General features: G+C 74.3%; 10 protein-coding genes. All 10 read left to right on the forward strand.

The features are described 5' to 3' along the window. The first annotated feature begins 141 nt into the window (after positions 1-141). Positions 142-1,308 (forward strand): zinc-binding alcohol dehydrogenase family protein, encoded by a 1,167-nt coding sequence (locus ACH47Z_RS25870; RefSeq protein WP_399077554.1) that lies wholly within the window; start codon positions 142-144, stop codon positions 1,306-1,308. Between the two features lie 4 nt (positions 1,309-1,312). Continuing rightward, entirely contained in the window at positions 1,313-5,971 is a 4,659-nt protein-coding gene (locus ACH47Z_RS25875) for an SDR family NAD(P)-dependent oxidoreductase (RefSeq protein ID WP_399077557.1), read from the forward strand. Beyond that, on the forward strand, positions 5,964-7,193 hold the full coding sequence (locus ACH47Z_RS25880) for an ACP S-malonyltransferase (protein ID WP_399077559.1): 1,230 nt from the start codon (positions 5,964-5,966) through the stop codon (positions 7,191-7,193). The genes ACH47Z_RS25875 and ACH47Z_RS25880 overlap by 8 nt, the downstream gene beginning before the upstream one ends. Continuing rightward, positions 7,190-7,909, forward strand: coding sequence for an SDR family NAD(P)-dependent oxidoreductase (locus ACH47Z_RS25885; RefSeq protein ID WP_399077561.1), 720 nt, complete (start codon positions 7,190-7,192; stop codon positions 7,907-7,909). The genes ACH47Z_RS25880 and ACH47Z_RS25885 overlap by 4 nt, the downstream gene beginning before the upstream one ends. Before the next feature lie 60 nt (positions 7,910-7,969). Then, a complete protein-coding gene (locus ACH47Z_RS25890) occupies positions 7,970-8,992 on the forward strand; it encodes a 3-oxoacyl-ACP synthase III family protein (protein WP_399077563.1) in 1,023 nt (340 codons plus the stop codon). A gap of 80 nt (positions 8,993-9,072) precedes the next feature. Beyond that, positions 9,073-9,327: an acyl carrier protein gene (locus ACH47Z_RS25895; protein ID WP_399077565.1), complete on the forward strand. Its 255-nt coding sequence runs from the start codon at positions 9,073-9,075 to the stop codon at positions 9,325-9,327. A 20-nt stretch (positions 9,328-9,347) separates the two neighbouring features. Further along, positions 9,348-11,198, forward strand: a complete 1,851-nt coding sequence (asnB, locus tag ACH47Z_RS25900) for an asparagine synthase (glutamine-hydrolyzing) (RefSeq protein WP_399077566.1) — start codon at positions 9,348-9,350, stop codon at positions 11,196-11,198. A gap of 115 nt (positions 11,199-11,313) precedes the next feature. Then, positions 11,314-12,093, forward strand: coding sequence for a thioesterase II family protein (locus ACH47Z_RS25905; protein ID WP_399077568.1), 780 nt, complete (start codon positions 11,314-11,316; stop codon positions 12,091-12,093). A 4-nt stretch (positions 12,094-12,097) separates the two neighbouring features. Continuing rightward, complete coding sequence (gene ccrA / locus ACH47Z_RS25910; RefSeq protein WP_399077570.1) at positions 12,098-13,456, forward strand: crotonyl-CoA carboxylase/reductase; 1,359 nt, start codon at positions 12,098-12,100, stop codon at positions 13,454-13,456. Then, positions 13,453-13,659 carry an MbtH family protein gene (locus ACH47Z_RS25915; protein WP_399077572.1) on the forward strand — a complete coding sequence of 69 codons (207 nt, stop codon included), beginning with the start codon at positions 13,453-13,455 and terminating at the stop codon, positions 13,657-13,659. Before ccrA ends, ACH47Z_RS25915 begins: the two co-directional genes overlap by 4 nt. Positions 13,660-13,662: the final 3 nt, after the last annotated feature.

A 13,662-nucleotide genomic window follows, 5' to 3' on the forward strand; every position in this document is an offset into this window, starting at 1 on the left:
CGCCATGATCGCTACGGCAGGGCGGCCCGACCGCTGCCCCAACCGAATCGCGCCACGGGGGCAGGTACGGCCGACGGCGATCGCAACGCGTGAGCGGGCGGGCACGACCGGCGCCGCACACACGCACACAAGGGGGAACTGATGGAGAACGTGCAGGCCTGGGTGCTGCCCGAAGGTCCGCAGAACACATCCGGCGGCCCGGTGCGCGGTGAGCTGACCCTCACCCGCATCCCGATCGCCTCCCCCGGCGAACACGAGGTACTGGTCGAGCCCCTCGTCGGCTGCTGGGAGGCGAACATGGAGCACGCCCTCGCGCGCAGCCCCGTCGACATCGTCCGGCAGCGCGGCGAGGAGCGGATCGTCCTCGGCACCTGCGGCGTCGTCCGCGTGCTGCGCACCGGCTCGGCCGTGCGCGGACTACGGGAGGGCCAGGAGTGCCTGTGGATCCCGTTCGGCCAGGCCGACCGCAACGGCTACGCGGAGACCATCTGCGCCTACGACGCGCCGGGCTCTCCCGGCCTGCTGGCCGAGCGCATGGTCGTACCCGCCGACCGGCTCGTGCCGCTGCCGTCCGGCGGACGGTACCCGGTGGAGCGCTGGGCGCCGTTCGCCCGGTACTTCACCGCGTGGGACAACTGGCGCGTCACCAGCCGGTGCTGGCGCAGCCAGGTCGACGACGCCTGGGACGAGCAGCCGCTCGTCCTCGGCTGGGGCGGCGGGGTCGTCTTCGCCGAACTCGAACTGGCCCGCCGCGAGGGGTTCCGCACGGCGATGGTCTCCGGCCGGGAGAGCCGGCTGAAGGAGATCGCCGCCTCGGGCGCGATCGCCGTCGACCGCCGCGAGTTCCCGGACCTCGACCATCTGCGCGCCAAGGAGTCCACCGACCCCGACGCCATGGACCGCTACCGCGCCTCCGAGGCACGGTTCCTGGAGATCGTCGGCGAACTCTCCGGCGGCCACGGTGTCTCCATCTTCCTGGACAACCTCGGCGGCGGCCTGCACCGGGCCACCATGAAGAGCCTGGCCCGCGAGGGCGTGGTGTCCACCGTCGGCTGGAAGACCGGCATGCGGCTGTGGAACCTGCGCGCCACCGAGTGCATCAGCCGGCACATCCACGTGCACACCCACGCCTGGCGCCTGCAGGACGCCGCCCGCATCCGCGACGTCCAGCAGGAGACCGGCTGGCTGCCCGACATCGCCGACGACCCGGTGACCCCGTTCGCGCGCGTCCCCGAACTGGCCGACGCCTACGGCCGGGACGACCTCGACACCTACTTCCCGCTGTTCTCCGGCGCCGGGAGGGGCTGAGCCGATGAGCCCGCGTTCCTATGACGTGGCGGTCGTCGGCATGGCCTGCGCGTTCCCCGGTGCCCCGGACCTCGGCCGGTACTGGGCCAACGTCGTGGCCGGTGCCGACGCGGTCACCGACGTGCCCCCGGACCGCTGGTCCGCCGACCGCCACTGGGCCGGGGCCGAGGCGGCACCCGGCGAGCAGTCGCCGTCCAAGCGGGGCGGTTTCCTGCCGCCGCTGCCCTTCGACGCGCTCGCCCACGGAGTGCCGCCCACCTCCCTCGGCGGCATCGAGCCCGCGCAGCTGCTCGCCCTGGACACCGCCGGCCGGGCCCTGGCCGACGCCGGGTACGACGAGCGGCCGTTCGACCGGGAGAGCACCTCGGTGATCTTCGCCGCGGAGGCGGGGGCCGACCTCGCCTCCGCGTACGCGGCGCGGTCGCTGCTCGGGCAGCACCTCGGCACCGTCCCGGAGGAGCTGGACGCACGGCTGCCCCGGCTGACCGAGGACTCCTTCCCCGGCACCCTCGCCAACGTCATCGCCGGCCGGATCGCCAACCGCCTGGACCTCGGCGGCCCCACCTACACGGTGGACGCGGCCTGCGCCTCCTCGCTGGCCGCGCTCGACCAGGCCTGCAAGGAACTCCTCGCCAAAACCAGTGACATGGTGCTGTGCGGCGCGGTCGACACCCACAACGGACTCCACGACCACCTGCTGTTCGGCTCCGTGCGGGCACTGTCGCCCACCGGCCGCTGCCGCGCCTTCGACGCCTCGGCCGACGGCATCGTCCTCGCCGAGGGCGTCGCCTGCCTCGTGCTGAAGCGGCTCACGGACGCCGAACGGGACGGCGACCGGGTCTACGCCGTGATCAAGGCCGTCGGCGCGGGCAGCGACGGGCGCGGCCTCGGCCTGACCGCGCCCCGGCCCGAAGGCCAGCGGCGCGCCCTGGAACGCGCCTACGCCCTCGCGGGAGTGTCCCCCCGCGAGGTCGGCCTGGTCGAGGCCCACGGCACCGGCACCGTACTGGGGGACCGCACCGAACTCGAGACGCTCACCGAGGTGTTCCGCACCGCGGGCGCCCGGCCCGGCGCCTGCTCGCTCGGCTCGGTGAAGTCCCTCATCGGCCACGCCAAGTGCGCGGCCGGCATGGCGGGACTGATCAAGGCGGTGCTCGCCGTGCACACCGGCGTCCGGCCGCCCACCCGGCTCACCGAGCCCAACGCGGCCTGGGACCCGGCCACCAGCCCGTTCGCCTTCGACACCGCGGCCCGCCCCTGGGCCGAGCCGCACCGCGTCGCCGGCGTCAGCGCGTTCGGCTTCGGCGGGGTGAACTACCACGCCGTCGTGGCCGCCCCCGCCCCGGACCCCGCGACCGCGACCGCGCCCCGGCCCGCCGGACTGCTGCTGTTCCGCGGCACCGAGGACGAGGTCCGCGACGCGCTGCGGGACCTGGCCGGCCGGCTGGCCGACGGGACCGTACCGGCGTCCGCCCTGACCGGTGTCACCGGAACCGGCCCGACCCGGGTCGCGATCGTCACCGAGGACACCGACGCGCTGCGCGAGCAACTCGACCTCGCGCTGCGGCTGGAGGACCGCCCCGAGCGCGGCGTCCACGCGGGCGACGGCAGCCGGCAGCCTGTCGCGCTGCTGTTCCCGGGACAGGGCAGTCAGCGGCCCGGCATGCTGGCCGACCTGTTCGTCGCGTTCCCGCGGCTGCACCGGTTCCTGCGCGCCGAACCGGCGCTGGCCGGTGCCGTCTTCCCGCCCGCCACGTTCGGCGGCGACCCCCCGCGCCTGGTCGACACCCGGCTCGCCCAGCCCGCCCTCGGGCTCGGCGGCCTGGCCGCCCTGGACCTGCTGCGGGCCTGCGGCGTCGAACCCGACATGGCCGCCGGGCACAGCTACGGCGAACTGCCCGCGCTCGCCGCCGCCGGCGCCCTCCCCGAGGACGCCGTACTGCCGCTCAGCGGCGCCCGGGCCGAGGCCATGCACACCGCGGCGGGCCGGGACCCCGGCGCGATGGCCGCCGTCGCCGCGCCCGCCGGCCCGGTCGCCGACCTGCTCGCCCGCCACGGCCTGGCGGACGACGTCGCTCCGGCCAACCACAACGCCCCCGGACAGCTGGTGCTCGCCGGCTCCGCGGCCGGCATCGACGCGGCCGTCGCCGTGCTGCGGGAGGCCGGGCACACCGCCAAGCGGCTCCCGGTCGCGGCCGCCTTCCACAGCCCGCGGATGGCCCCGGCCGTCGACGCGTTCGCCACCGCCCTGGCCGGCCAGGGCCTGCGCACGCCCCGGCTGCCCGTCTGGTCGGGCGCCACCGCCCGGCCGTACCCGGCGGACCCCGAGGCGATACGCACCCTGCTCGCCGGTGCCCTCGCCCGCCCGGTGCGGTTCGCCGAGCAGATCGAGGACATGTACGCCGCCGGTGTCCGCGTCTTCGTGGAGGCGGGCCCGGGCACGGTCCTGACCCGCCTGGTCGGCGAGGTGCTCGCCGACCGCCCGCACACCGCCCTGTCTGTGGAGGCCCCGGGCCGCCCCGGCCTCGCCCACCTGCTCGGCACCCTCGCCGCGCTCGCCGTACGCGGCACACCCGTACGGCTGGACGAACTGACCGGCGACCACACCGCGTCGTCCGAGCCGGGCCCCGCGCCCGCCGGATGGACCGTCGACGGTCACCTGGTGCGGACCGCGGACGGCACGCCGGTACCCGGCGGACTCCAGCCGGCCGGACCGCCCGTCACCCTCACCGGCGGCGGCAGCGCGGACGGCCGCGACGGAACCGTCATCGAGTTCCTGCGCGCCACCGAGCGGATCGTGGCCGCGCAGCAGGAGGTCATGCTCCGCTACCTCGGCACGGACGCCCCCGCCCCCGAGCCCCCCGCCGAGGACACAGCCTCTCCGCGGCCCGCCGAGACCGCCGCACCCACGGTCCTGGAACTGGTCGCCGCACGCACCGGCTACCCGCCCGCCATGCTCGACCCGGACCTGGACCTGGAAGCCGCCCTCGGCGTCGACTCGCTCAAACGCACCGAGATCGCCTCCGCGTTGCTGCGCGGCACCCCGCACGCGGACGCCGTCGGCCGACTCGCCGACCTGCGCACCATCCGCTCGATGACCGACTGGCTCACCGCTCACACCGTTTCCGGCACCACCACCCACGAGGCTGAACGGGACTCCGAGGGCCTGCCCCTCGGCCCGCCGAACGCCGTGTTCCAGGCGGCCGAGTCGGGTCCCGAAGCCCTGCCCACCGGCCCGTCGACCCCGCCCGCCGGCCGCGCGGCTGAACGAGACTCCGAGAGCCTGCCCGCCGCACCGGCGGCCACCGTCCGCCACGTCGTCGAGACCGTGCCCGAAGAACGCCCCGTCGGCCCGTCAGTGACCGTCACCCGGGCGGCCGTCAGCGGCGGTGGCGAGGTCGGGGACGCGGTGGCCGCCCTGCTCAAGGAGCGCGGTGCCGAGGTCGTCAGTGACCCCGTCGGCTGTGACGCGCTGGTGCTGCTCGACGCCCTCGACGGCGGCGACGGGGTGCTGCCCGGCCGGTTCGCCGGGATACGGGCGGCCGTTCTGGGCGGCGTACGCACCCTGCTGCTGGCCACCTGCCACGAGGCCGGACATGCCGGTGGCGGCCTGCACGGGCTCGCCCGCGCCGTCTCCCGTGAACACCCCGGCCTCGCCGTGGTCGCCGTCGACCTGCCCGCCGGACAGCCGGCCGAGGAGGCGGCGCGCACCCTGCTCGCCGAACTCGGCGCAGGCCGGCCCTCCGTGACCCACAGCGCGGGCCGGCGGGCCGTCTGGCACAGCCGGCCGGCCCCGTTGCCCGACCGCGAGGTCACGCCCGGCGACCTCGGCCTCGACCGCGACTCCGTGGTGCTCCTCACCGGCGGCGCGCGCGGCATCACGGCGCGCATCGCCCGCGCCCTGGCCACGCTCACCGGCTGCCATGTCGAACTCGTCGGCCGCAGCGCACCCGTCGACGGACCCGTCCTGACCGACGTGGACCTGCGCGCCCGCCTGATCGCCGAGGGCGGGCGCGACCCGGCCGGCATCGAGCGCGCGGTCCGCGCCCACGCCGCCGGCCGCCAGGTCCGGCAGTGCCTGGACGACCTCGCCGGGTCGGCCGCGTCCGTGCGCTACCACCGCGCCGACGTACGCGACCCCGAGCGGCTGGGCGCCGTCCTGGACGACGTGTACGACCGGCACGGCCGGCTGGACACCGTCGTCCACGCGGCCGGCCTGGTCCGCGACCGGCTGCTGCGGGACAAGACCCCCGGCGAGTTCGCCGAGGTGTACGACACGAAGGTCACGGGCGCCCGGGCGCTGGCCGCCCGGCTCCGGCCGGGCCTGCGCCACCTGGTGCTCTTCGGCAGCATCGCCGGCGTGACCGGCAACCGCGGCCAGACCGACTACACCGCCGCCAACGACGCCCTGGACACCTTCGCCCGCCAGTGGTCCGGCCGGCTCGCCGACCGGGTCCTCGCCCTGGACTGGGGCCCCTGGGCGGCGGACGCGGGCGGCATGGTCACCGCCGAACTGGAACGGGCGTACCTCCGCAACGGCATCGGCCTGATCGACCCGGACGACGGCGTCCGGGCCTTCCTGCGGGAGCTGGCCTTCGGCCGTGACCCACAGGTGCTGCTCGCCGCCGGGGACCCCGCCGGGTTCGGGAGCACCCTTGACTGACATCCTTCTCGCCGCCGCGGCCGGCCCCGGCGCCCTGCGCGCCGCCCTGCGCTCGGGCCGCCGCGGCGGCACCGGCCCCTGCCGCGTCGCGGTGTACGACCCGATGCCCGAGCGGATCGAGCAGGCCCTCGCCCTGATCGACCGTGGCGAACCCTGGCACGGCGGCAACGACCTCTGGTTCGCGCCCCGGCCCGCACCGCCCGGCGGCACCGTGTTCCTCTTCCCCGGACTGGACGCCCGTACCGGCCCGCCCCCCGACGACGTCCTGCGCTGGCTGGGCCGCCCGGCCGGACCGGCGCCCCGCTCCACCGGCCTCGCCGACCGCACCCGGGCCACACTGCACCTCAACCGGGTGCTCCACACGGCACTGCTGCGGGCCGGCATCGTCCCGGACGCGATGGCGGGGCACAGCGCGGGGGAGTGGAGCGCCCTGTTCGCGGCGGGCCTCTTCGCCGAGCCGGCGTTCGACGACTTCGCCCGCACCATGGGCGCCGCCCCGGTCCCGGACGTGGTCTTCGCCGCCGTCGGTCTGCCCGCCGAGGCGGCGGCCCGGCTCGCCGAGGGGGAGCCACGGGTCGTGCTGTCCCACGACAACGCGCCCGACCAGAGCGTGCTGTGCGGCGACGAGGACGCCGTCGCCCGCTGCCTCGCCCGGATCGCCGACCCCGAGGTGCCCCGCAGGGTGCTGCCGTTCCGGTCCGGCTTCCACTCGCCGATGCTCGCCCCGTATCTGCCGGGCTTCTCCGCCGTGTTCGACCGGGTACCGCTCAACCGCCCCGCCGTCCCGGTCTGGTCCGCGACCACCGTCGCGCCCTACCCGGACGACGAGACGGAGCTGCGCGCCCTGCTGAACCGGCACCTGGTGGAGCCCGTCCGGTTCCGTGCCGTGGTCGAGCGGCTGTACCGGGACGGCGCCCGGGTGTTCGTCCAGGCCGGCTGCGGCAGCCTCACCCGGTTCGTCGCGGCCACCCTCGCCGGCCGCCCGCACCTCACGGTCAGCGCGGGCTCGGCGACCCGGCCCCAGCTCGACCAGCTGCGCTGGGCCGCCGCCGCGCTGTGGGCCGAGGGCCACGCCCCGGACCTGGCCGCGCTCGGCCTGGGACGGCCGGCCGTGCACCCGGCGCCGAGCGCCCACCCGGTGGCCGGCGCCTACGAGGCCGCCGTCGCCGCGGTGAGCGCGTCCGTGGAGACCGTCTACCGGACCTGGAGGGAGCGGACGTGAACCGACAACGACACGCGGTCGTGACCGGATCGTCCAGCGGGATCGGCGCGGCCGTCGCCGCCCGGCTGGCCCGGGCGGGCTGGGCGGTGACCGGCTGGGACCGCAAACCGGGCGACGACACCGGCCTCGCCGACTGGCGCGAGGTGGACGTCTCCGACGCCGAGTCCGTCCAGGCCGCCGCCCGCGAGGTGACCGCGACCGACCTCCTCGTCAACAGCGCGGGCGTCGGCGCGATCGCCCCGTCGGCCGAGCTGAAGCCCCGCACCTGGGAGCGGGTCGTCGGCGTCAACCTCAGCGGCACCTTCTACTGCGCCCAGGCGTTGTTCCCCGCCCTGTCCGCGCGCGGCGGACTCGTGGTGAACCTCGCCTCGGTCATGGCCCACCGTGCCGTTCCCGGCCGCGCCGCCTACTGCGCGTCCAAGGCGGGCGTGGTCATGCTCACGGAGGCGCTCGGCGTCGAATGGGCGGAGCACGGCGTACGTGTGGTGGCCGTCAGCCCCGGCTACGTCCGCACCCCCCTCGTGGCGGAGGGCTTCGCCAACGGCAACCTGGACGAGGCCGCCATCGCCGCCCGCACCCCGCTGGGGCGGCTCGCCGAGCCCGAGGAGATCGCCGACCTCGTCCTGACCCTCACCGGCGCCCCGTTCGCCTACCTCACCGCCACCACCCTGCGCTTCGACGGCGGCTGGACCGCCGACGGCGTGTTCCCCCGCTGAACCCGCCCCGGACCACCCGGACCACCCGGACAAGCTGACCGGACAAGGAGAACCAGCCCGATGCCCGTCACGGACTTCGGCGTCCTCGCGGTCGCCCACGCCCTCGGCGACCCCCGCGACGTCGCCGCCACCGCGGCCGACCACGTCGACGACCCCGACCGCGTCCTGCTCTGGGGCTACCGCGGCTACCACCGCGCCCCGGAGGGCACCACCCCCACCGCGCTCGCCACGCGCGCCGCCGAGAAGGCCCTCGCCAAGGCGGGCGTCGACCCGCGGGACCTCGACCTCGTCGTGGTCGCCGACAGCAGCGTCCCCGAGTACCTGCTGTGGGACACCTCCGCCGCGGTCGCCCGCGCGATCGGCGCCGGCACGACACCGACGCTGCTGCTCACCCAGGGCTGCGCGTCCGGCGTCACCGCCTTCCAGCAGATCGCCGGCACCTTCGCGACCCGCGCCGACGCCGAGACGATCCTGCTGGTCGCCGTCAACCAGGTGAGCGAGGCGCACACCAACCGCATGCGCTTCAACACCCTGCTCGGCAGCGACGGCGCCGCGGCGGCCGTGCTGCGCCGCGGCCACGACCGGCTGCGCTGGCTGGCCACCGAGCAGGTCACCGACCCCACCTACGCCGACTTCTACCGGGTCGAGTACGGCGCCGCCGCCGCCCCGCACGCCCCCGAGGGCACCGGCAACCTGGACATCGACCCGCTGTCCCTGGTGTACCGGCACTTCCGCCGGGAGCCCGAGCACCTGGCGCGGTTCGTCCGCACCCTCAACAGCCGCGTCCGCACCGTGTTCGAGGACGCGTGCGACCGGGCCGAGGTCGACCCGGGCCGGGTGAAGCGGTTCCTGTACCTCAACGACAACCAGGACTCCCTCGCCGACATCGCCAAGGCCGTCGGCGTGCCCCTGGACCGCACCAACGCCGAACTGGCCCGGGACCTCGGCCACTGCGGCGGCGCCGACCAGCTGATCTGCCTGGACACCCTGCTCGAACGCGGCGAGCTGGCCGAGGGCGACGTGATCGCGCTCGCGGGCCTGTCCATCGGCATGCACTGGTACTGCACGCTGCTCGCCGTCTGACCCGGCACCCCCTGCCACGCCATCACGCACACCGGGCAACACCGAGAGAACAACCGAGAGAACAAGAGAGAAGAACGACCATGGCAGAGCTGACCATCCAGGACCTGATCGACATCTTCAACCGCAGCATCGGCGACCAGGACCCGGTGGAGCCCGAGGGCGACCCGTCGGACGTGACGTTCGCCGCGCTCGGCTTCGACTCGCTCACCACGCTGAACGCCGTGCGCCGGATCGAGCGCAAGCACGGCGTCGAACTCGGCGAGAACGTGATCAGCGAGGCCCGTACGCCACGCCAGCTGCTCGACCGAGTCAACGCCGCGCTCTCCGCGGCCTGAAGCCCCAGGAGCGACACGACATGTGCGGAATCACCGGATGGGTGGCCCACGGCGAGGACCTCGCCCGGCACCGGTCCGTCGTCCAGGCGATGACCGACACCATGGGCTGCCGTGGCCCGGACGCCGAGGGCGTCTGGATCGAGGGACCCGTCGCGTTCGGCCACCGCCGGCTGTCCATCATCGACCCGGCGGGGGGCGCCCAACCCATGGTCGCCGAACGCGACGGGCGGACCCTGGCGGCCCTGACCTTCTGCGGCGAGATCTACAACTTCCGCGAGCTGCGCGCCGAACTGGCCGCCCACGGGCACTCGTTCCGCACCAGCAGCGACACCGAGGTGGTGCTCCACGCCTATCTGCAGTGGGGCGCCGGCTTCGCCGCCCGGCTGAACGGCATGTTCGCCATCGGCCTGTGGGACGCGACCACCCGCGAACTGCTGCTGGTCCGCGACCCGATCGGGGTCAAGCCGCTCTACTACGCCCGCACCTCCGACGGCGTGGTGTTCGGCTCGGAACCGAAGGCCGTCCTGGCCCACGGCGGCGTGCCGCGTCGCGCCGACGCCCAGGGACTCGCCGAGATCCTGGACATGGTCCGCACCCCGGAGATCACGCCGTTCGCCGACGTGTCGGAGGTCCGGCCCGGACAGGTGGTGCGGGTGACCGAGGGCGGGCTGACCCGTACCCGGTACTGGCAGCTCACGGCCCGCGAGCACACCGACGACCTGGACACCACCATCGCCACCGTGCGGGAGCTGCTGGACGACATCGTCTCCCGCCAGCTCATCGCGGACGTCCCGGTCGCCACCCTGCTCTCCGGCGGCCTCGACTCCTCGGCCATCACCGCCCTGGCCCAGCGTGCGCTCACCGCCGAGGGACGCGGCCCCGTGCGCTCGTACTCGGTGGACTTCCAGGGCGCGGCCGACGGCTTCGAACCGGACGCGGTCCGCGGTACGGCCGACGCGCCCTATGTCCGGGACTGTGCCGCCCATGTGGGCTCCGACCACCGCGAGGTCCTGCTCGACAGCACCGAGCTGGCCGACCCGGCGGTCCGGGCGGCGATCCTGGGCGCCACCGACCTGCCGCCCGCGTACTGGGGCGACCTGTGGCCGTCGCTCTACCTGCTGTGCCGGGAGATCCGCAAGCGGGCCACCGTGGTGCTGTCCGGCGAGTCCGCCGACGAGCTGTTCGGCGGCTACCGCTGGTACCAGCGCCCGGAGGCGGTCGACGCCCCGACCTTCCCCTGGCTCACCCCGGGCTCGGCCCGCATCTTCGGCGGCAGCTCGCTGATCGACCAGGGTCTGCTGGAGAAGCTGGACCTGGAGGGCTACCGCCGGGAGCGCTATGCCGAGGCCCTCGCCGAAGTGCCCGTGCTGCCCGGTGAGTCCGCGGTCGACCGGCGCATGCGCGAGGTCACCTACCTGAACATCACCCGGTTCATGCAGGCCGTGCTGGACCGCAAGGACCGGATGAGCATGGCCGTCGGCCTGGAGGTCCGGGTGCCGTTCTGCGACCACCGCCTGATGGACTACGTGTTCAACGTGCCCTGGGCGATGAAGTCGTTCGACGGCCGGGAGAAGAGCCTGCTGCGCGCCGCGGTCCGCGATGTGCTGCCGGACTCGGTCCTGGAGCGCACCAAGACGCCCTTCCCCGCCACCCAGGACATCCGGTACGAGCAGGCGCTGCGCGCCGAGCTGCGCGAGGTGCTGGCCGACCCGGACGCGCCGGTGCGGCCGCTGCTCAACACCACCCGGGTCGACCGCGTCCTCGGCCGCGAGCTGGACGACTTCAGCCTGCCGCACGACCGCGGCGGCATCGAGATGGCGCTGTGGCTCAACCGGTGGCTGGTCTCCTACGACGTGACCGTGACCGTCTGACCCTCCGGAGCGCCGCCCGCACGGGCCGGGCGGCGCTCCGGCCCAGCACTCCCGACCTCAACCGCCTTTCGTACACGTACGTTTCGCACACAGCATGTTCCACCAAGGGGGACACATGGCCGACCGGTCCAGCGCAGAGCACCAGTTGTGGCTGCGCACTTTCCACCAGCCGACCCCGGGTGCGCCGCGGCTGCTCTGCCTGCCGCACGCGGGCGGCTCGGCGAGCTTCTACTTCCCCGTCTCCAAGGCGCTGTCGCCCGCGGTGGACGTGCTCGCGGTGCAGTACCCCGGCCGCCAGGACCGCCGCCAGGAGCCCCAGGCGGACTCCGTCCAGGAACTGGCGGAGGGGGTGTTCCGCGCGCTGGACGACCGGGAGGACACGCCCCTGGCCCTGTTCGGCCACAGCATGGGCGCCATGGTCGGCTTCGAGCTGGCCAAGCTCCTGGAGGCCGCCGGGCGGCCGCCCGCGGTGTTCTTCGTCTCCGGCCGCCGGGGCCCGTCCGTCCTGCGGACCGAGAACGTCCACCAGGGCGACGACGCGCGGCTGATCGCGGAGGTCACCAAGCTCGACGGCACCGACGCGGCCCTGCTCCAGGACGAGGAGATGCTGCGCATGATCCTGCCGGCGCTGCGGGCCGACTACCGCGTGGTGGAGACGTACCGGCGCGGCCCCGGACCGCGGCTGAGCTGCCCCCTCGTCGCGATGACGGGAGACGCCGACCCCCGGGTCACCCCCGACGAGGCCCGGACCTGGGCCGAGGAGACCGACGGCGCCTTCGAACTCCAGGTGTACCCCGGTGCCCACTTCTACCTGGTGGCGCAGCAGCAGGCCGTGCTGGACCGGATCCGGGCCACGCTGCGGGCGCTCGCTCCCGCCTCCGGAGCGGTGGCCTGAGCACGTGAACGAGATCCTCAGCGCCATTCTGTCGGCGGAGGCGACCGCCGCCGACCTCGCGGCCCTGCCGCTGCCCGAGTCCTACCGCGCCGTCACCGTGCACAAGGACGAGACGGAGATGTTCACCGGCGTCGACCGGGCCGACAAGGACCCGCGCAAGTCACTGCATCTGGACGAGGTGCCGGTGCCCGAACTCGGTCCGGGCGAGGCCCTGGTGGCGGTCATGGCCTCCTCGGTCAACTACAACTCCGTGTGGTCCTCCATCTTCGAGCCGTTGCCGACCTTCGCCTTCCTGGAGCGCTACGGCCGGCGCGGTGACCTGGCGAAGCGGCACGATCTGCCGTACCACGTGATCGGCTCCGACCTGGCCGGCGTGGTGCTGCGGACCGGTCCCGGGGTGCAGGCCTGGAAGCCCGGCGACGAGGTCGTGGCCCACTGCCTGAGCGTGGAGCTGGAGTCCAGCGACGGACACGACGACACCCTGCTGGATCCCGAGCAGCGCATCTGGGGCTTCGAGACCAACTTCGGCGGTCTGGCGGAGCTCGCCCTGGTGAAGTCCAACCAGCTGATGCCGAAGCCGCGGCACCTGACCTGGGAGGAGGCCGCCGCGTCGGGACTGGTCAACTCCACCGCCTACCGGCAGTTGGTCTCGCGCAACGGCGCGCAGATGAAGCAGGGCGACAACGTCCTCATCTGGGGCGCGAGCGGCGGTCTGGGCTCGTACGCCACACAGTTGGCGCTGGCAGGAGGCGCCTTCCCGGTCTGTGTGGTCTCCTCGCCGCAGAAGGCGGCGATCTGCCGTTCCATGGGCGCCGAGGCGATCATCGACCGTGCTGCCGAGGACTACCGGTTCTGGCGGGACGAGCACACCCAGGACCCCAGGGAGTGGAAGCGCTTCGGCAAGCGCATCCGGGAGCTCACCGGCGGCGAGGACGTGGACATCGTCTTCGAGCATCCGGGCCGTGAGACCTTCGGCGCGTCCGTGTACGTGGCCCGGAAGGGCGGCACGATCGTCACGTGCGCATCCACCTCCGGTTATGAACACCAGTACGACAACCGGTATCTGTGGATGTCACTGAAGCGGATCGTCGGCTCCCACTTCGCGAACTACCGTGAGGCCTGGGAGGCCAACCGGCTGATCGCGAAGGGGAGGATCCACCCCACGCTCTCCGAGGTCTATCCCCTGGAGGAGACCGGACAGGCCGCCCACGACGTGCTCGGCAACCTGCACCAGGGCAAGGTCGGAGTGCTGTGCCTGGCGCCCACGGAAGGCCTGGGTGTGCGGGACGAGCAGACGCGCACCCGGCACATCGACGCGATCAACCGTTTTCGTTCGAAGGAAAGGAAGGAAGGGACGTCATGAGCAACCCGTTCGACAAGGAAGACGGCAGCTTCTTCGTGGTGGTCAACGCGGAGGGACAGCACTCCCTCTGGCCGGCCTTCGCCGAGATCCCGGCGGGCTGGTCGGTCGTCCACGGCGAGGCCGACAAGACGGCCTGTCTGGAGTACGTCGCCGCTCACTGGACCGACATGAGGCCGCGTTCGCTGGTCGAAACGGACCGTTGACCA

Origin of the sequence: Streptomyces sp. NPDC020192 (assembly GCF_044388685.1) — a bacterium.
Taxonomy (GTDB): Bacteria; Actinomycetota; Actinomycetes; order Streptomycetales; family Streptomycetaceae; genus Streptomyces.